The following is an 18113-nucleotide window of genomic DNA, read 5'->3' as shown; positions in this document are numbered from 1 at the left end:
GGCGAGGGCGAGGGTGATGCTCGTCTTCCCGCTGCCCGACCGGTCGCCGGTAACGAGGAGGGCCTTCACGTTCACTCCTCCCCGGCGAGGCTCCGGAGCACCGCGCCGAACTCGCTCTCCACGACCGATCGAACCCCGAGTGTCTTCGGGTGGAGGTCCACCTCGACGACGACCATCGCATGGCCGAGGTCTTTCAGGGGCGCCACCTGCCGGGGGCCGTTGGTGACAGAGACCGTCTCGATGCCGGTGGTGTACTCCTGCGGCACGGCATGGGGCACGCCGACAAGGAAAGCGAAGTCCGGCTTGATCTCCCGGAGGCGTTCGCCGACGGCGTCGCCGTTCGCCCCGTACTCGTCGAGGGCGCCGAGGAGTTCGGGGTCGAGGCCGCGCTCCCGCATGCCCGCAAGGACGTTGGCGGCGTCTGTCCGCACCTTCGGGAGGCCGCGGCTCTCCAGGTTCGCGACGTAGGTGATGTCCGCGTCCGGGCAGGCGTCGTGGAGGGCGATCAGCTCGTCCGCAAACATGTACGCCGTCTCCTTCTTTGCGTTCATGACGGCGACGCCCTTCTTCCCGCTCCTGGCCAGGGCGAGGAGGCGGCGGGCGGCGAGGTGCTTGAGGTCGCCGCGCGAGGGCTCGATGTACGGTTTCGAGGCGGCGCCCCTGAGGCGTTCGACCTCGTTCGCGGCGGCAAGCAGCCGCCTCTGCCTCTCCAGTTCGTCGGCGCTGATCCACCCGGCCTCCGCGGCCGGTTCGAGGGCGGCGAGCACCCCCTGGATGTTCTCCCTGAAGCCCGCGTGGACGTCGATCCCGATGGTCGGCGTCGTGACGCCCGAGGAGTCGATCGCCGCCCTGAGGTCTTCGCCGATGATCATCGAGACGCAGGTGCCGACGACCGCCATCCTCTTCGGTCTGAAATCCGTCTCCGCGTTCTTCAGCACCCGTTCGAGGATGGTCTGGCCGCCGAAGATGAACTCGTTGTCCGCGAGCGAGGTGGTCAGGACCCGCATCCCGTCCTCTTCGAGGAGGCGGGCGTGCTTGAAGGAGCAGCCCGACGGGCCGTGAAGAATGGCGACGTCCACTTCGAGGTCGCGTGCGGTGTACAGGGCCGCTACAATCGAACTGGGCCGTGGCTGTATATAGTGCATCTTACCTCCATGTCTTGACGGCAAGGACGATGGTCCCTCCGCCTGTGAGAGTCTGTGCGATCGCATACCCGGCCGCAAGGTCGGGGGCGGGGGTGCCGGCAAGGCCGGGATAGTCCCCGACAAGCACGGTGCTGTCCGGGCCGATGGCCTCGACCGCGGCCGCCACCTCCCCTTCGGGAAAGCCCTCGCAGATGGTCTGCCCCTCTGTCCCGATGACCAGGACGAGGGGTCTGGCCCCGCCGAGGGCGCGGGCATAGGCGGCGGCGTCGACGGCGACCTCCCGGCAGGCGCCGCTGCTTGCGGCGTCGACGACCAGGGCCTTCCCGGCATGGGAGACCGCCATCCTGCCGGGCAGGGGCCGGAAGGACGCAAGCCCTGCCGGGTCCGCGCCGAGGAGGCAGGCCGCCGCCGCGGCGATCTGGAGGGGTGTCCTGTAGCCCGTGAGCGCAAGGAGGGGGTTCTCGAACCGCCCTTCGATGCCGCCGTGGCTGTACGTGCAGGCCGTCCCCGCGACCGCGGCGATCGTGCCGGCGTCCAGGGCGCCCGGTACAGTCACGCCTGGCGGGACGAGCACCGCCCTCGCCCGCGCAAGGGAGCGCACCTTCTCGGCGAGGGCGCTCTTCTTCCCCGCGGCGACGGGATAGTCCTCCCCCGAGGTGAGGACCGCAAGGTCGCCGGCGCCGGAGACGCCGAGGGACTCCTCGGCGACACACCAACCGTCGATCTTTTTCGCCTCCTCGGCCGCGGCGAGCACCGAAGCCGGGGTGATGGAGCGTTTCCAGAAGAGGCACCCCTCAGGGCAGGCAAAGGTGCCCATCGAGGTGTGGAGGACGCCGGGGCCGGGAAGGATGTGGGCGAGGGCGGCTGCGGTCGTCGTCTTGCCGCGCATGCCGGTGACTTCGACCAGGGGCGACGGCCTCCTCCCTGCAAGGAGCAGGGCCACCGCCTCGTGGTGGGTGACGGCCCGCGGCGCCGCCCCGAGAAGAGGGTGGGCCGGGTCGAGGTGGACGGGGGCGACGACGAGGTCGTAGCGCTTCCGTGCCGCCTCTTCTACTGGGATCCCCTCTCTTCCCCGGTAGACGTCCACCGCGTCGACCTCATGACCGGCCGCCGCGAGCGCCTCTGCAAGGACGGCGCCGCCGTGGATGGTGTCGAGGACGAGGATCTTCATCTTCAGATAGCCGAGTTGAGTGCCGCCTCGGCGTTCTTGACCATCAGGTCGGCGAGGAGGGGGTCGCCGCCGATCGGGTCGGCATAGAGGAGGGGGATGGCGCCGGAGGCGTGGACGAAGCTGCCCTTCTTCCCGCCCTCGGGGAGGCCGAGGAGTTCGGGAATGTCCTGGAGGATGTGGACGCCCTTCGCAAGGAAGAGGGGGACGACGACGAGACGGTCGATCTCGTCCTTCTTAAAGAGGGCGAGGGTCTCCTCGACCGAGGGCTCGTTCATGCTCATGAAACCGGGGCGGACCAGGTACTCGGGGTGCTGGGCTGCGATCAGGGCGGCCGTGCTCTCGATGAGTTCTTTGTTGTAGGGGAGTTTGCTGCCGTGGCCAACAAGTAACAATCCGGTTCTCTTCATACGGTACTGTGTACTACCTTTACTCTTTAAAAGTGTTACCGATTGGTTTTTCGCCGCTCCCGCCCACAATGAATACAGATGGGTGATTTCGAGCTGGACATTGTCCACTGCGGCAACGCATTTTTCGAGGGCCATTCTCTTCGGTAGTGCCCCCCTCTTCCCGACCTCTCCCCTGCCTTCCCGGTCCAATCGCAATCCCGGGGGTCCCGGAGGCAGCGCCCACGGCATGAGGATGTGAGAAGGCGAATGCTCAGAAGGGCTGCCCCTACAAAAAGATGAATATTCTGCCGTGTTCTCTCGCGCCGGGGGAGACCCCCCGACCCCCACGATTGGAATAGGCTGTGGCGGCGATGGCGCGTGTTCCTGCCCACTGCCCCGTTTTGAAGAGCGTGATCAAGGGTTTACCATGAGGTCATCCCGCACCGGAAAGAGTGCGGCGATCAGGGTGTAGCCGGGGACGAAGAGAACCATCGCCACGCCGAAGAGGACCCGGAGAAAACTCTCGTTCAGCACCGGGACATAGACACAGAGAAGGGTCGCGGCCGTGACGACCACAACCGCGAGAAAATCGCCGGGGTGGTCCCCGGCGGCCTCCAGGATCAGGTTTTTCGATCTTCAGAATGTGGGTCTGTCAGACCCTTCTCCCCCACCCAAGCAGCAGGATTGCGAGAGCGATGACCGGGAGGAGGGGGGCCATGGGCGTGGCCGCCGCCGTCGTTGTCACGGGGGCGGTTGTGGTAGTCATGACGGCTGTGGTCGTCGTCACCGTCGTGGCTGTCGATTCGGACGCCGGTGCGGGGACGAGGAGAACATAGGATCCGCCCCGGGAGACCGCGGTCGTGATCCGGTCGCCCTCGATCTTCGACGGGACCGCTAACCAGGCGCCGATCTCGTACCGGGCGATGGTCGCAGGGGTATCGGCTGCCGGGAGGCGGAAGGAGAGGATCGCGGGGGAGGGGAACTCACGGTCCGCGGGGGTCACGGCGTAGGCGCGCCCGTCCGCGGACCAGCCAGTGGGGACAGTGCCCTCGACGGCGAGGGCGAGGAGCCCGGCACCGTCAATCTCAGTCCCGCTGAGAGATACCCTCCCGTCGACAGAGGAGGTCGTCGCGGGCCCCGGACCTGTCGTCGGGCCGGAGGAGCCGCTGCTGCCGCCCGGGGAAGGAGCTTTGGTCTCCGTCGGGGACGGCGACGACCCGATGACGATCCTCTGGGAGAGAGCCTCTGATCCGTTGATATAGACAGTGACCGTTGCGGTGCCGCGCTCGACGCCGTCGAGGGCGAATGAGATCGTGCCGTCGTTGGGCCCCTTCTTCTTGCCCGTTATCGTCATCTCAGCAATGATACTCTTGACTGCGGGGGTGGCCCTCCCTTCGAGGGCGATGGCATCATAGGTCCCGCTAGAGATGTTGTAGGCCTGAGAGGTCCGGAACTCGCCGTTCTCATCGGCGCTGTTGCTCAGGCCGATAGAGGCCTCCCCCAGCTTCGCCGAGAGCCCCGTCCAGTTCGTACCTCTGGTATACGCGCTCACCTCCCCTGAGTTGAGGGAGAAGGGGAGAGAGAGACACCTGGCCGTAAAGACAAACCTATCGCCGGGGTTCACGTTGAACTCACCGCGGATGCCGAGCGAGAAGGCGACACCATCGGGAAGGTCTTTTACGTCCACAGTGACCGTATCCCCGACATTAATCTCAGCAGGGGCGATGGTGACCTGCGCGGCCATTGCGGCCGGAACCAAGAGAAGGAGCAGGATCAAAAATACGCCCGATTTAGTCATTTCAAAGTAACTCCATTTCATTGAATTGGTATAGATAAGCGTTTGAAATAAAAAGGCTTATGAAATGGTAAAATTAATTTAGCCATCATGAACCGTAAGGAAGGTCTGTTGTTACTGGGTGTTATCATCACACTTCTCTGTATTCCTGCGGCAGTGACCGCTGCGGGCGGAGACTCCTACTATATTACAGTGGGAACAGGTGACGCCAAGGATTACAAGGGTATCTGCATCAAGACGGTCGATGCCCTTGACCCCCTAGATGTCGGAAATACTCTGGTGACCCTCAAGAGCACCGAAACGGGCGACCTCAAGGCTATCGAGTACCCGCTGTTAGGCACCATCACCCGGGAGTTTAACCCGGCGAGCGGCACCTATCATGGGACGGATGTAACTGTGACGGGAACCAAGACCGTCAACGGGAAAACCCTCCCGTGTCATTATCAGGTCTACACCACCCGGACGATCCCGAGCTTTACGGTGAAGGTTCCGGGAAGATGTGGCAACGTCCTCCTGATAAAGTGCCCGGAGAACATTGATAAAGACGCCAACTTCACCAATCTCTTCAACGCTGCAGAGAAGGAAGGGTATCTCTTCACTAACTACGGCGTTTATTACAACATTGGAAACGGTATAGGCTACTACGGTGACCAATCTAAACGCTACGATAATGAAAAAGACCTGAACTACACGTTGAACAAGAATCTAGTCAACCTCAACTCCTTCAACTTCAACGCAGGTAATGATCTTCTCGACGCCGTCCCGAAGCCCAAAGCCGGGGAGTACCTCCTCACAGCGGTGGAGTATGACAGCAGTTGCAACACAATGCACGTCCTTGCCGCCATGCCGATTCTCATCCTCGACGGGAAGACCGCCATCACCTGGAACGGAGACAACCCCTACTACCAGAACCAGAATAAGGACATAACCGTCTCCTTCAGTGGCGATGTGGACAAGGTCGCCTATGCCCTAGTCAAGAAAGACACAAGATACGGCCTTACGGTGGAGGTCGATACCGCAGAACTTGCAAAGCAGCCCGTCCCGACCTCGGCGGCCAACGCAATCTCCATCCTGAAGAATATTGCCGGAGATGGAATTTCAGCCGAATATACCCTCATCTGTGACGCCGATGCCCGGGACGTCAACTACAATAAGGATTCCTGTCTCGCCATCGTGGAGGGCTATGGGTGCTCCGGTGCGAATGACGCATCATCGGTGACAATTACAAAAGAAACCCTCAAGGGGCTCAAGACCGGCACCTACTACCTCTACGCACTGGGCATGAAGGACGAGAAGGTCGTTGCAATCGACCAGACAAATGTCTGCATCTCCGCTGTAGCCCCGACGCCCACACCCCGTCCCAGCGGCGGAGGCGGCGGAGGCGGCAACGGTGGCTCCCCGATCAGCCCGGAGCCCCCGGTTTCCTATGAGGGAAAAGGTAACCTGATGACCAACAGCAATGGCATCACGACTCGCTCCGTTGAGATCAGCGCCACAGACAAGGTCGCCACCCTCTTCGTACCTTCCGGCGTGAAGGCGCTCGACGCGAACGGCAAACCGCTCGCCGAGGTCTCCCTCAAACCCCTCGCCGGCGATAAGATGCCCGCAGCCCCGTCCGGAGCGATGTTCCGGTTCGCTGGCTACGCATACGAGGCCAGCCCAGAAGGCGCCACCTTCAACCCGGGGATCACGCTGACTCTCGAGATTCCCGAAGAGATCTGGAACACCCTGGATCTCACCGACCGTCAACTCACAATGATGTGGTACAACAAGGAGACGGGTCTCTGGGAGGAGATCCAGACAACCATCTCCCGGGGAACCAGGACTGTGACGGCAACGGTAACGCACTTCAGCACCTATGCACTCTTCACCGAGCCGGTAACAACACCCACACCACCCGACACACAGACCCCGGCTACACCGACGACATCGCTGGTCGAAGAGCCGCCTGCTGAAGGACTGCCCATGACGATGATCCTCTTCGCCATCATCGCCCTCGTCATCATCGCAGCAGTCGGATACTTCTTCATCATGAAGAAGTAACACTCTCCACTCCTTTTTTATCAGGCCGGAGAGGCCGCCAGGACGAAGTAGACGACGATCAGTCCCTGGAAGATCCAGGAGCCCGGAATATTCGCGGTGGAGTATTGTCAAATAATTCACCCACAAGGGCTTTGAGATGTGAGGGCGAATATTGAGGGAAGCATGATCGAGTGTTACGAGCGCTGCGGACTGATCATCAATGACCAGGTGGTGAAAACGCCGGTGGTCATCTCATCGATGGCCGGGGTGACCGACGCCGCCTATGTGCTGGCCCGCAAGGAGCATATCGGCGCCGCGTTCATCGGCGGATACTCTATCGACGAGGAGACGATGGCGGCGAGCAGGGCGATGGCGGCCGACGGACGGCCCGAGTTCCGGTACGACGACCCCGTGGCAGAGTTGAAGGCCCAGATTGCCGCCCTGCAGGGAAGCGGGGTCGTCACCGGCCTGAACCTGCGGGGGAGCAGTCCCGCCTCCTATGCGGCCATCGCCGATGAGATCGGCGATGCGGCGGTGTACGAGGTCGACGCCCACTGCCGGCAGCCCGCAATGACGGCGCTCGGGTGCGGTGAGGCCCTCCTTCGGGACACACGCCGCCTTGCGGAGACGGTCCGGGCGCTCAAGGCGCTGGACGTAACGGTCTCGGTGAAGGTCAGGGCCGGGGTCGCCGCCGACGACCGCCGTCTTGCCCGCCTCCTCTGGAAGGCCGGGGCCGACATCATCCACGCCGACCTGATGGACTTTGGTTACGCCCGCCTGCGGCAGATCAGGAATGCCTGTCCCCTCGTGCTCATTGCGAACAACTCGATCACCTCCTTCGACCGTGCAATGGAGATGTTCGCCCACGGGGCCGATATGGTCTCCATGGCCAGGCGGTCGGACGAGCGGACCCTTGCCGGGATCGATGCCGCAATCCAGAGGAAGGCCGAGGAGAGCGGGTGGTACAATGCACCGAAGCAGCTCTGCCGCGGCGGGGACGTGCGGTCACTCGCCTTTTGCTGCATGCCGGTGAAGCACTGCCCCCTGATCCCCTTCCTGGAGAGTATCGGGCTCTCCCGCGAGGACTACATCAGGATCAAGACAGAGGCGGTGGAAGGGACGCCGATCGCAGGGGGGAAGACGACATGTTTCGGTTCCCTTTCCTGGTGCTGCAAGTCGAGCTCCCCCTGCATGCTCAGGGAACTCTCTATGAAGGAGGCAGGACTTTCCAGCGCGGAGTACATGCGGCAGAAGCGCCGGCTTGCCGGAGATATCATGGAGCGGGTCTTTGATGGAGTGCCGGACGAAGACGAGATCTGACCTCGCACAGATGGCGATGATGCTCGAGGTCTCCGCATCCCCGAAACCGGGGAATGTGGACCGCGGGCACGACTATCCCGACACACGCCTGGAGCACTTCCTTGCCTCGACGATCTTTGCCCGCCCGGCCCTGGAGAGGGCTGAACAGGGGGGTACGGGGCTCGGCGCCCTCATCGAGGAGGCGGTGGTGGATACGAACTGCCATACTGGCGGGAACACACATTTTGGCGCATTCATCCTGTTGATGCCCCTGGTCGCCGCGGGCGGCGCGGACGGGGCGGTGCAGGTGGTGCGGGAGACGACGGTGGAGGACGCCGTCGCCTTCTACCGGGCCTTCGGTGCGACTGAAGTGCGGGTGCTTGCAAAAGACGAGATCGACGTGAAAGACCCGTCGGCCGCAGCGACGCTCAGGGAGAGGGGGATGACCCTGTACGACGTGATGGTCTACTCCGCGGAGAGAGATATGGTGGCTCGGGAGTGGACGAACGGTTTCGCCCTCTGCCGCGAGACGAAGAACCTCCTCGTCTCCCACGGTGCAGGGAAGGCGGTGATCGTCGCCGCATTTCTCGACCTGCTCTGCACCCACCCGGACACCTTTATCGCAAAGAAGTTCGGACAGGCGGCGGCGGAGGAGACGATGCGCCGCGCCCGCGAGGTGAAGGCCGGGAAAGTTTCCCTCGACGCCTTCGACGAGGAGTGTCTTGCCGCGGGGGTGAACCCGGGGTCTCTCGCCGACATCATGATCGCGGGGATCTTCCTCGCCCTGCTGGAGGGGTGGTCATGGGATTCCTGAACGAGGGTATCAACGAGGTGATCGCGACGACCGGCGGGAATGCCGCACCGATGGGGATCATCTGCCGGAGCGGCGCTCTTTCGATGGTCCTGTTCAGGGGTTCGCACACGGAGGCGAATATCAGGAAGAACGGGTGGGTGGTCGCAAACCTCACCCACGATCCCGTGGTCTGGGTGACGACGGCCTTCGACGACCTGCCCCTCGCCGACTTCGTGGAGGTGGAGGCGGGCGGGCGGCGGTTGGAGCGCCTGAAGGAGTGCGAAGAGTGGGTGGCCTTTGCTGCACAGGTAGAGCACGAGACGGCGGAGACGGTCTTTGTGGCGCTCGAACCTCTCGGGGAGGGGGTCGTCGCCGGCACGTCGCTCCGGGCGCACAACCGCGGTTTTGCCGGTATCGTCGAGGCGACGGTTCACGGCACGCGCTATGTACTGACCCGCGACCCCGCGCTGAAGGCCCTCATCGACCACCACCTCGCGATCGTGCGGAAGTGCGGCGGGCCGCGGGAGCGCGAGGCGGCGGCGGCGCTTGAGAAATACATCAGGTAGGATCTTTCTTTTTTCTTCGTCATCATGCGGTTGCCGACACGGGCGGGGGGATCAGGGGCGTGCCGGCGGCGGCCGGACACAGGACGGGAGGGAAGCGGACCCCTGCATCGAGACCGTTGCGGATCACGATAATAGGGATGGGGCGAGATGCGGGCAGAAGAGGAGATCCAATCCCGGAGAAGTGATACCACCGTTGATAAAAAATGGAAATGATCAGTAGTATGTTGACCCGCTCATTCCAAAGACAAATGCAGCCACGATAGCGGCCAGAATGAAGAATACTGCGATTCCCACAAACCAGAGGACCACGAACAGGATCATATGGAGAGCGTTCGTCTCCTGATAGGGGATCTCCCCGGCATTCATCCGTTTTGCCGTTGTGTATGCATCATAGATACCATAGGCCCACACGAACAGGCCAGGGATAAAGTAGAACATAGAACCAATCACGGTTCCTACAAGGATCAGAAATCCTCGACCAAAATCTCCGTTATACACCTGCCCCAGACCGGCAAAGACAAAGGAAGAGATTGCTGCAATACCCGAACTTTTTTCAGGGTTTTTCTTGATCCTGACCCCACAGTTCGGACAGATCTCCGCGTTCTGGCTGATCTGTTCTTTTCCACATTCTGGACAGAATTTTGACATTTGTATCACCAAAAGACGTTATGGAATATTACAGACGCACAAATAGGCTTTTCCATATTAATCGGGTATATTCACCGCATTTTTTAAAATTTGTATCATATGCCACTCTCATGAAAATTGATGCAATATGGACCGCCCATTTTCATACCTGGCAGTGTATCCTTCGGGACGCCGACTTCTCCTCCCTATGACAGGCATTGACAGAAATAGCGGGACCACATGAGCGGAATCATGTTATGGCCCTGATCGGGCTGGAGATCCCGGTTTTTTTCTCGGCATCGTTTGGCAAAAGGCCGTAATCTTTCATCAGTTTTCGCGCCGTTTCCTCTTCAGAATAGGTAAGTGGAATGGTCCTGGCAAGGTCAAGAAGTTTTTCGACTTTCTGGAGTTCGGTTTTGATCCCGGCAATAATACCGGGGTTTATTTTTATTTCCCCGGGTTTCTTGCCGGCATATAAATCGTATGAAGACATGGAATACCTCACTCCCAACAATCGCGTTTCGATAGAGGGGTTTCTTCTGGCCAAGCGCGAAAAAATGCCTGCGGATCTCCTCGTCGCCCTCAAGGATTTTGAGGAAGACATTTGAATCAATAAAGACCCCATTCATCGTCCATCTCTTTCAGCGCTTCTGTCGTGTCCTTTCCTTTCAGAAGACCGAATGCATCTTCGATGACGGCGGATGGTTCCTCGATGGCGATCCTGATCCGCGTTCCCTCCTTCAGGTCGATCTTTTCGAGGGGTTTGAGGACGCTGGATTCATACACTGCGTCGATCACTTTCGTCATTGCCTTCCCCTGTCGGTTTCAGGGCCATATCAAAACAGGTGATATACGCTCTGGTCACGGCACCAGATCCCTGTCGCTCTCAGATATCATGGCGGCCAGAAGACGTTCTAGATTGTCTATCATAGGTGGGAGGTCGGATTTCACAGTGTCCCAGACAACATCGTAGTTCACATCAAAATATCCATGGATCAGACGGTTTCTCATGCCGACCATCGCACTCCATGGTATTTCGGGGTGCTTCTCTCGAAGGTCTGGCGAGACGAGTTTCGCCGCTTCTCCAATGATCTCAAGGAGGCGGACGACGGCAAAACCAAGCATCTCGTCCATTTCCAGATCCGTACGGGTTCGGTCATCGAGGAAAGACACTGCTTTTTTCGCGGCATCGAGGGCGTGCCTGAGAGGGATGGTTTCATCCTTCTGCTTCTGCATAGCAGACCTCAGCGGCGGCAACAACATCGTCCCTGAAATATCGGCTCAGGTCCTCGGGGGTGAGGAGGTCGATCGTCTTTCCTCCGAACGCACGGGAGAGTTCCTCTGCGATCTCGAAGAGACGGAAAAATCCGGGAGTATGACCTTCGTCGAACTCGACAAGGAGATCTATGTCGCTCTCCGGCCCGAAGTCGTCCCGCAGCACCGACCCGAAGAGAGAGAGTTTTCTAATATGATGTTTCCTGCATATCAGCCTGATGGCGTCGTACGGAACAGGAACGTGCGGGGTGCCGGCCATTTTTCATCCCTCGTGTTTCCCTTTGCAGTCCCGCCCTATTAAGTGTTCGTGGGGAGAAAGCATGATCTTCTTCAGATTCTATTGTCCGTTACGTATCCCCTGAGGAGATCCATTCCTCTCGTGAGATCCCGGCCTGCTTCAGGACCCGTATCCGGAGGTCCGCACCGATCTCCGTATTATGCGGGTTTGGAATGGTCAGGACGAGGTTTCCTTTGATCATAAAGGGGTGTTTCCCTCCCGAATACGGCCCTTCGAACCCAAAGTGCCTGGGCCTTCGGACGAGATCGTTCCACGAAACCTGCTGGATTTTACGATCCGACACCGGCATCCATCCTGGTGGTCTCCTCAATGGTGACCCCTTCAATCGGCGGGATGGACATCTCTCTCCGCAGCCTGATCACGAGCCAGTCGTCGATGACCTCACCCAGGTTTTCCCGGCACTCCTCACGTGTTGCGCCGGTTGCCCGGACCCCCCGGGGGGGACATAAGACTTTTTTTATCTTGCACTTTCCCGTACAGGAGGGTTTGCGGTGTCGAGGACACGCCCGAAGGCATCAGCAGATCCCGGCAGCGAGATGAATGCGGGCGCCCCGCAGGATCACAGCGGGAAGATCCAGTACTGGATGTACCACACGTACTGCACCGCCGGGACCCAGAAATGATACCCGTCCCAGCAGAGGGTGGCGAACCTGAAGTCCACCACCAGTTCCCAGGCGAGGGTGCAGAGCATGAGCACGGGGACGGCACGGGCGAGGGCGGAGGGCCTGACCTTCCCGAGGACGACGGCGAGGTAGAGCGCCGCCGCACAGGCGAGGAAGAGGTAGGTGAGGTACATCATGAAGGAGACCTGCCCGGCCTCGCCCCTGCCGGAGAGGGCCTGCAGGACGACGTAGATGAGAGGGAGGTCGGCGAGGACGAGCCAGAAGAGAGTTCGGAGCGACTCCCTCGCCTCGGCGGCGCCGAAACCGGCATACTTCAGGGCGTAGACGCCGGGGACGAGCATCGGGAGGTACGCCGGCGAGAGGTAGCGCATGTCAGGGACGATGCCAGGACTCGCCGGCATCCAGGGGAGGGAGCGGAGGTACGTCGCCATGACGAGGAGGGCCGCCATGGCGAAGAAGGCGAGGATGCGAGCGTCACGGCGGGGGATGCAGGTCGTCCGGCGCGTATAGATGGTGTATCCGACGGCAAAGAGAAGGAGGAGGACAAAAAGGGAGAGGGGTGAGACCTGGAAGATGCCGGCGGCACGGGCGTATACCGGGTTGACGAAGGTTCCGTAGAGGCCGGCGAGGAGGTCGCCGGCAGGCGGGGCGAACTGCTTCACGACCGTGGCCTGGAGGGTCTCAGTCCCGGCAGAGATCCCGGCGTACACCTGCGCCGAGTACCCGGCCACCCAGGGGAGGACGAGAGGGTTGCCGGAGAGGCCCAGGTTGTTCACGAAGAGGGGGAGGGCGCCGAAAGGGACGCCGAGGACGGCGAGGGACGCCGTCCCGGTCCTGCGCCACCCCTGCCGCACCGATACCGCGAGGGCGAAGAGGAAGAACCCGGCGGCGAGGGCGGGTCCGAGTTCAGGGCGGGCCCAGGCTGTCCAGCCGACGGCGATGAAGGAGGCGAAGAGCCAGAGGGGATCGTCGCGGGAGAGATAGAGGGTGAAGAGGTAGAGGGCCGTCGCAAAGAAGAGGGCGACGAGCATGTGGTCCTTCGCGTTCCCTGCCCAGAAGAGGTAGGACGAGGAGGTGACGACGGCGACAAGACCGAAGAGGCCCCAGCGCTCACTCTCGAAGATCTCCCTGAAGATCAGGTAGGCCACGACGCCGAAGAGGGCGAAGGCCACCCCGCCGGTGAAGACGATGGCGGCGACCTCGGGGTAGACCTGGAGGTCACCGGGCTGCACGCCCCGCACGAACCAGAACGGTCGGTACAGCGCCATGTTCAGGACGAAGAGCACGCCCCACGAGATGATCGCCGCCCGGGTCCAGGGTATGCCCCGCCAGCGGGCGTACTGCGGGTACCAGACCTCGACCATCACGGGGACGGCGAGGAGGAGGGCAGACCAGAGGAGGAGCACGGCGAGGCGGAATGAGTCGCCAAAGAAGGAGAAGAGGTAGTACGCCGGGAGAGAGACGACGGGGAGGGCGAGGGTGTAACAGAGGACATTGTGGTGGGACTCGGCATAGGCGCTGTAGCCGTACGGTTCGTAGGTGTGGAGGGGGGAGGTGCCCTCGACAAGGTGGTTGAGCTGGTTTGCCGAGATGAACTCGTCGTTGAGATAGATGGAGGGATAGGAGATCAGAGTTGCAAGAACGAATAATACTGCAAACAGGATGATACAGTCCCTGCAATTCCCCATGGCAGGAGGATGGGATTAGTGACTATAAGAAAAGATACGATTTGAGTTCTGATGCAGGTGACGAAAGAAGAGGGGACCGGGGTCGGTGTCACACCAGTTACCTGTCCTCTTCAGATTCATCGACCTGGGCGGTGTCATCAGCGGCAGGGGAATCATTGCCGGCCCCGTCGGATTCATCGTCTTCCCCGGCATTGTACGCCCACCATGCGACCCCGAAGATCAGGGGCACGCAATGAGGACAGCGACACATGAGAGAAGTCTCCTGCGGGTCCTTCCTTACAGCCTGATCTCCGGGCGGTTCAGAGCATCGCCACAAATTCATCGACGGTGAGACCTGCATCTTTGATGAGGTTTCGTAGTGTCCCTCTTTTTAATTCGGTATGGAGAGGGACGGAGAGGGTGACGTCCAGCCCGGCCTTCTCCAGGATCATGTGGCTTCCCGTCTGCCTGGACGTGGTGAAACCGAATTTATGAAAGGTCTTGACTGCCGCTGAACCAGATATGACAGGGAGTTTCGCCATGGTCTGTTACACAGACACATCGATAACTCTGCTTCCCTGCTGTCTCCGGGCACGGTCGTTGAGCGCGGCGACACATCCCCGAATGGCGTCCCTGATATTTTCCAGCGCCTCTTCCAGGGTTTCCCCTTCCGAGTGGCAACCGGGAAGCGCGGGGCAACTGACGATAAACCCGCCGTCTTCGGGATCGGGAGTAACGACGACTTTGAATATCATAATCGGACGATTATTATTATCGCCGTATCGTCTGATAATAGTTTGGAAGCACCTGACCAGGAGAGAGTGTCCGGGCAGAGAGTGGCGAACACCGGGTCCGCCTCCTCGCCGCCGCCACGGGTTATCTGGAATCTCCAGATGGGACTTCATCACTTTCAGGTTCCGGAAGATCGCCGGCCCGGTCGGATTCATCGTCTTCCCCGGCATTGTACGCCCACCATGCGACCCCGAAGATCAGGGGCACACCGATCGGGATGCAGAACCCTGCGGGGCCGTGGAAGAGGGGGCCGTACTGGGCGACGCATGACGCGAGGTACGCAACGCCGGCGCCGGCGAGGAGAAGGGAAAGAATTTTTCTGGCAGATTCATACTCCTCCTGCCACCTGATGATGAGAAAGGTGATAGCGGCGATGAGGAGGAGGGTGCCGACGACCCCGAGACAGATGGAAAGGGCGGTGCGACCTGCGAGGATGCCTGTGGTCACATAGTCGAGGTCGCGGGTGAGGGTGATGAGACTGGTCCCGAGGTAGGTCTGCTGGTACCGGAAGAGGGGGAACTGGAGGCCTGCACCCAGGACGTTCCCGATACAATAAATGTTTACAGGCAGGACGAGGGTAAGGGCGAGGAGGGAGGCGAGAAAGGGCCGGTTGATCCTGTACATATCACATCTCCACATGGTTCGAGGCATAGGTTTCACGCTGTTCACTGAAACAATCATCCAATCATTTTTTTGAGGGGAGAAATGCGCAGGGGGGGATACCGGCCCCATATCCCCTGCTCAGACCATGGCGTCCAGGACGACCTGCGACGACCTGTCGCTGTATGTCGCGACGACCATGACCCGGTGTTTCTTCCCGGGGTCCGCGGATACCGTTGTATTGACGGCCGACGACCCGACAGTGGCGTCGAGACGGTCGGTCTGTTCCGTGCCGTCGATCGTCCAGTTCAGGTGGTCGACTGCGTCGGCACCGTCGCCGCCGACATAGGTGACCAGGACCGCACCGTCATCCATCCTGACGGCCTTCGCCCCGACGATACCGTTGTCGGGGATGCCCCCCATGGTGCCGAGGGAGAAGGAAGCGACAAGGGCGGCGAGGATCACGGTGACGGCGACCATGAGAACGGTGGCGACGGTCGCGGAGACCGCATCTTCGTGCTCATTGGATTGGACCATAGGTCTCCGTCCTCAAAAAGAAAAAGGGGAGGGGTTCAGACGTAGGTGTCCAGGATGACCTGACTGGAGCCGTCGGTGAACGATGCCGTTGCAACGACGTGGTTCCTGTTGCCCGGGGTGATGTTAAAGGCTGTGCCATTAACGAACTTCTTCGAGTTCCCGGTCAACGGCTTATTGGTGGTCAACGGCTCCACATTGTCAGACTCATCGTTAATGACAACGGAGATGTTCTCCACAATTCCAGCGTCCTTGCCGCCCTGGAACGTGACGGTGATCACCTGGTTGCTTCCATCAACACTGTGAGATGCCGTGGCGGCGACGCTCTTGGTGGACGACATGTTGCCGGCCATACCGAAGACGAATGCGGCGATGACGGCCGCGAGGATCACCGTGATGGCGACCATGAGGATGACGCCGATGACCGGCGACACTGCTTCTTCATTCTGTGCGAACTGTTTCATCGTTTTCACCTCCAGACCTCATCTGAGGCTGGATATCATAAGGTGTCAGGATTGATGATATAAACATTCCGATTCTTATCTAGAGACATGGACCGGTTATATTGATATTCAGGCGATAAATACCGGGATATTGGGCCAGAATTCCCGGGAGGGCACGGGCATATCGGCTCCCGGGGACCGGGCAGGACGGGGGGAGAAAAACCTGGCTCCATTTCCGGATCAGGGATAGATATGCGGGATACAGGGCAGACCCGATCCTGCGGCGGATCGATCGCTCTCGCAAAATCCGGGTGAAGGGAAGGGGGGAGACGGCATCATCATTGCACCACGATATATAATGGTATGTATTTCCGTGTGGACACTATAATATCCAGAAATCGAAAAAAGATATAATTATAATCAAATTCTGTTTTTCAAAGGTTATTGTCACACATACGGGAAGTCTCCCTTGCCGCACTCCCACAGGGGGTTCACCGACCGGCGACCCCGGAGGTCGGGGACGGCATGGGCGATGGCACCGTCGATGAAAGTCTTTGCCGCGACAAAGGCGTCCCGGAGAGGCATACCGCGGGCGAGTCCCGCCGCAAGGGCCGCGGAGAAAGAGCACCCCGTACCGTGGACGGCATAGGGGTGACGGAGACCGGAGAGGACGACCTCCCCTGTCGCATCGATGAGGATGTCGGTCGGGTCGCCCGGGAGGTGGCCGCCCTTCACGACCACGGCCCCGGCACCCATCGCGAGGATCGCCCGCCCCGCCTCCCGCATCCCGTCCGGTCCCTCGACCGGGAAACCCGCCAGCACCCCGGCCTCGGGGAGGTTCGGCGTCACCACCGCCGCACGGGGGATCAGGTCGGCGACCAGGGCGTCGACCGCATCCTCCGCAAGCAGGCGGGCGCCCGAAGTCGCCACCATCACCGGGTCGACGACGAGCGGGACACCCGGGGGCAGGGCGGCGGCCACCCCGTGAATGACCCCGGCCTCCGCGAGCATCCCGGTCTTCACCGCACCGACAGGGAAAGCCTCGAAGACCGCCCGCACCTGCGCGGCAACGGCGTCGGGGGAGAGGGGCCACACCCCGGCCACGCCGCCGGGGTTCTGCGCCGTCACCGCCGCCAGCGCCGACGTCCCCCACACGCCGTACGCGGCGAAAGTCTTGAGATCAGCCTGGATACCGGCACCTCCCCCCGAGTCGGACCCGGCAATCGTCAGGGCACACGAAGACATACCCCGAAGAATTGGCACGCAGAGCAGAAGTAGGTGGCGCCGCGGCGGCCGGGATCAGACACTCCTCACCATGCCGTCGATGCCGGGTTCCCTTCTCCCCCCGGGCGTCAGGTCGAAATCCGCATCAAAACTCACAGGAGAGAGGCCGTTCTTTTTTGCCGCACAATACCGGTCACGCATCGTCGAAGTCCGGGGAAAAGAGGGGGACAGTGGTTGATCCCGGGGGCCGCCCGATGAGAAATTGCCTTTCCTTCTCGCAGCCCACAAACATTGGTTGAGACATACGGAGACTGCGCCGGCGTGTCAAAAGGGCATGACGGCCCTCACAACGCCGGCGCGGCCTCGCCGACAAAGAGGACGAAACGCTCTTTGTGCAGGTTCGCCTGTTGCAGGACGCAGAGGAGCGTCCCCACCGGCAGGACACTCCTCTTCGGCAGGATCACAAGAAGGGGGCGACCGTTCTCGTCGACGCGGTACAGGGCGACCTGGTGCCCTTTGCTCCGCCGCGGCGCATAGTCGAAGCCCGCCCTCTTCAGCGCCCTGAGGACCGCATCCGAGGAGAGGACGGGGAGCCGCGTCACTCGATCACCTCGAAGGTCGCCGCAAACTTCCGCGGCGACCGCAGCGCCGGGGCGATGTCCTCCATCATACCGAGCGCCTGCGCATTCTCCAGATACAACTCAACCGCCTCCTTGAGGTGGGCCAGGGCCTCGTCAGGCGTGTCCCCGCAACTGGCCACACCGATCTCCGGGCATTTCGAGACATAGACCCTCTCCTCTTCCCAGAGCGCCGCAGTCAGTGTATATTTTCTCATACTTCGTACTCCCCCCGT

At 61.1% G+C, this 18113-nt stretch carries 27 protein-coding genes; 4 read left to right on the top strand and 23 right to left on the bottom strand.

What is annotated here, in order from left to right:
• Positions 1-71: 71 nt before the first annotated feature.
• From cfbD to PHP59_RS02570, 5 genes are all read right to left on the bottom strand, one after another.
• Entirely contained in the window at positions 72-1145 is a 1074-nt protein-coding gene (cfbD, locus tag PHP59_RS02590; protein WP_300163116.1) for a Ni-sirohydrochlorin a,c-diamide reductive cyclase catalytic subunit, read from the bottom strand.
• A 1-nt stretch (position 1146) separates the two neighbouring features.
• Positions 1147-2316 carry a coenzyme F430 synthase gene (gene cfbE, locus PHP59_RS02585; RefSeq protein ID WP_300163113.1) on the bottom strand — a complete coding sequence of 390 codons (1170 nt, stop codon included), beginning with the start codon at positions 2314-2316 and terminating at the stop codon, positions 1147-1149.
• Positions 2317-2318: 2 nt separating this feature from the next.
• A complete protein-coding gene (gene cfbA / locus PHP59_RS02580; protein WP_300163110.1) occupies positions 2319-2723 on the bottom strand; it encodes a sirohydrochlorin nickelochelatase in 405 nt (134 codons plus the stop codon).
• A gap of 393 nt (positions 2724-3116) precedes the next feature.
• Positions 3117-3278, bottom strand: coding sequence for a DUF1616 domain-containing protein (locus PHP59_RS02575; RefSeq protein ID WP_366943707.1), 162 nt, complete (start codon positions 3276-3278; stop codon positions 3117-3119).
• A gap of 76 nt (positions 3279-3354) precedes the next feature.
• Positions 3355-4446, bottom strand: coding sequence for a hypothetical protein (locus tag PHP59_RS02570; protein WP_300163108.1), 1092 nt, complete (start codon positions 4444-4446; stop codon positions 3355-3357).
• 162 nt (positions 4447-4608) lie between these two features.
• Here PHP59_RS02570 and PHP59_RS02565 point away from each other — a divergent pair, with 162 nt between their 5' ends.
• From PHP59_RS02565 to PHP59_RS02550, 4 genes are all read left to right on the top strand, one after another.
• Positions 4609-6540, top strand: a complete 1932-nt coding sequence (locus tag PHP59_RS02565) for a hypothetical protein (protein ID WP_300163106.1) — start codon at positions 4609-4611, stop codon at positions 6538-6540.
• 162 nt (positions 6541-6702) lie between these two features.
• Complete coding sequence (locus tag PHP59_RS02560) at positions 6703-7839, top strand: methanogenesis marker 9 domain-containing protein (protein ID WP_300163104.1); 1137 nt, start codon at positions 6703-6705, stop codon at positions 7837-7839.
• Positions 7811-8632: a triphosphoribosyl-dephospho-CoA synthase gene (locus PHP59_RS02555; RefSeq protein WP_300163102.1), complete on the top strand. Its 822-nt coding sequence runs from the start codon at positions 7811-7813 to the stop codon at positions 8630-8632. The genes PHP59_RS02560 and PHP59_RS02555 overlap by 29 nt, the downstream gene beginning before the upstream one ends.
• Positions 8620-9177: a DUF447 domain-containing protein gene (locus tag PHP59_RS02550; RefSeq protein WP_300163101.1), complete on the top strand. Its 558-nt coding sequence runs from the start codon at positions 8620-8622 to the stop codon at positions 9175-9177. Before PHP59_RS02555 ends, PHP59_RS02550 begins: the two co-directional genes overlap by 13 nt.
• A gap of 213 nt (positions 9178-9390) precedes the next feature.
• On the opposite strand, the gene PHP59_RS02545 is transcribed toward PHP59_RS02550, so the two are convergent.
• From PHP59_RS02545 to PHP59_RS02465, 18 genes are all read right to left on the bottom strand, one after another.
• On the bottom strand, positions 9391-9825 hold the full coding sequence (locus PHP59_RS02545) for a zinc ribbon domain-containing protein (protein ID WP_300163099.1): 435 nt from the start codon (positions 9823-9825) through the stop codon (positions 9391-9393).
• 229 nt (positions 9826-10054) lie between these two features.
• A complete protein-coding gene (locus PHP59_RS02540) occupies positions 10055-10297 on the bottom strand; it encodes a hypothetical protein (RefSeq protein ID WP_300163097.1) in 243 nt (80 codons plus the stop codon).
• Between the two features lie 116 nt (positions 10298-10413).
• A complete protein-coding gene (locus PHP59_RS02535) occupies positions 10414-10611 on the bottom strand; it encodes an antitoxin family protein (protein ID WP_300163095.1) in 198 nt (65 codons plus the stop codon).
• 54 nt (positions 10612-10665) lie between these two features.
• A complete protein-coding gene (locus PHP59_RS02530; RefSeq protein WP_300163093.1) occupies positions 10666-11040 on the bottom strand; it encodes a DUF86 domain-containing protein in 375 nt (124 codons plus the stop codon).
• On the bottom strand, positions 11021-11338 hold the full coding sequence (locus tag PHP59_RS02525; protein WP_300163091.1) for a nucleotidyltransferase family protein: 318 nt from the start codon (positions 11336-11338) through the stop codon (positions 11021-11023). Before PHP59_RS02525 ends, PHP59_RS02530 begins: the two co-directional genes overlap by 20 nt.
• A gap of 88 nt (positions 11339-11426) precedes the next feature.
• A complete protein-coding gene (locus PHP59_RS12640) occupies positions 11427-11666 on the bottom strand; it encodes a type II toxin-antitoxin system HicA family toxin (protein ID WP_366943710.1) in 240 nt (79 codons plus the stop codon).
• Positions 11647-11838, bottom strand: a complete 192-nt coding sequence (locus PHP59_RS12635) for a hypothetical protein (protein WP_366943709.1) — start codon at positions 11836-11838, stop codon at positions 11647-11649. The genes PHP59_RS12640 and PHP59_RS12635 overlap by 20 nt, the downstream gene beginning before the upstream one ends.
• Positions 11839-11936: 98 nt before the next feature.
• Positions 11937-13688, bottom strand: coding sequence for a hypothetical protein (locus tag PHP59_RS02515; protein WP_300163087.1), 1752 nt, complete (start codon positions 13686-13688; stop codon positions 11937-11939).
• A 97-nt stretch (positions 13689-13785) separates the two neighbouring features.
• Entirely contained in the window at positions 13786-13917 is a 132-nt protein-coding gene (locus PHP59_RS02510) for a hypothetical protein (protein ID WP_300163085.1), read from the bottom strand.
• A gap of 70 nt (positions 13918-13987) precedes the next feature.
• On the bottom strand, positions 13988-14209 hold the full coding sequence (locus PHP59_RS02505; protein ID WP_298666192.1) for a type II toxin-antitoxin system HicA family toxin: 222 nt from the start codon (positions 14207-14209) through the stop codon (positions 13988-13990).
• A gap of 6 nt (positions 14210-14215) precedes the next feature.
• Positions 14216-14422 carry a type II toxin-antitoxin system HicB family antitoxin gene (locus PHP59_RS02500; protein WP_067049945.1) on the bottom strand — a complete coding sequence of 69 codons (207 nt, stop codon included), beginning with the start codon at positions 14420-14422 and terminating at the stop codon, positions 14216-14218.
• 121 nt (positions 14423-14543) lie between these two features.
• Positions 14544-15083 (bottom strand): hypothetical protein, encoded by a 540-nt coding sequence (locus PHP59_RS02495; protein ID WP_300163082.1) that lies wholly within the window; start codon positions 15081-15083, stop codon positions 14544-14546.
• Between the two features lie 117 nt (positions 15084-15200).
• The gene (locus PHP59_RS02490; protein WP_300163080.1) at positions 15201-15596 is read right to left on the bottom strand and encodes a type IV pilin N-terminal domain-containing protein; all 396 of its coding nucleotides are present in this window, start codon (positions 15594-15596) and stop codon (positions 15201-15203) included.
• A gap of 35 nt (positions 15597-15631) precedes the next feature.
• Complete coding sequence (locus PHP59_RS02485; protein WP_300163125.1) at positions 15632-16057, bottom strand: type IV pilin N-terminal domain-containing protein; 426 nt, start codon at positions 16055-16057, stop codon at positions 15632-15634.
• A 426-nt stretch (positions 16058-16483) separates the two neighbouring features.
• The gene (gene thiD, locus PHP59_RS02480) at positions 16484-17281 is read right to left on the bottom strand and encodes a bifunctional hydroxymethylpyrimidine kinase/phosphomethylpyrimidine kinase (RefSeq protein ID WP_300163077.1); all 798 of its coding nucleotides are present in this window, start codon (positions 17279-17281) and stop codon (positions 16484-16486) included.
• Positions 17282-17335: 54 nt separating this feature from the next.
• The gene (locus PHP59_RS02475) at positions 17336-17461 is read right to left on the bottom strand and encodes a hypothetical protein (RefSeq protein WP_300163074.1); all 126 of its coding nucleotides are present in this window, start codon (positions 17459-17461) and stop codon (positions 17336-17338) included.
• A gap of 143 nt (positions 17462-17604) precedes the next feature.
• Entirely contained in the window at positions 17605-17862 is a 258-nt protein-coding gene (locus PHP59_RS02470) for a hypothetical protein (RefSeq protein ID WP_300163071.1), read from the bottom strand.
• Positions 17859-18095 (bottom strand): type II toxin-antitoxin system HicB family antitoxin, encoded by a 237-nt coding sequence (locus tag PHP59_RS02465; RefSeq protein WP_300163068.1) that lies wholly within the window; start codon positions 18093-18095, stop codon positions 17859-17861. The genes PHP59_RS02470 and PHP59_RS02465 overlap by 4 nt, the downstream gene beginning before the upstream one ends.
• Positions 18096-18113 lie beyond the last annotated feature (18 nt).

It is taken from the genome of Methanofollis sp., assembly GCF_028702905.1.
In the GTDB taxonomy this organism is placed as follows: domain Archaea; phylum Halobacteriota; class Methanomicrobia; order Methanomicrobiales; family Methanofollaceae; genus Methanofollis.
This window is presented reverse-complemented; position numbering and strand designations above follow the sequence as displayed.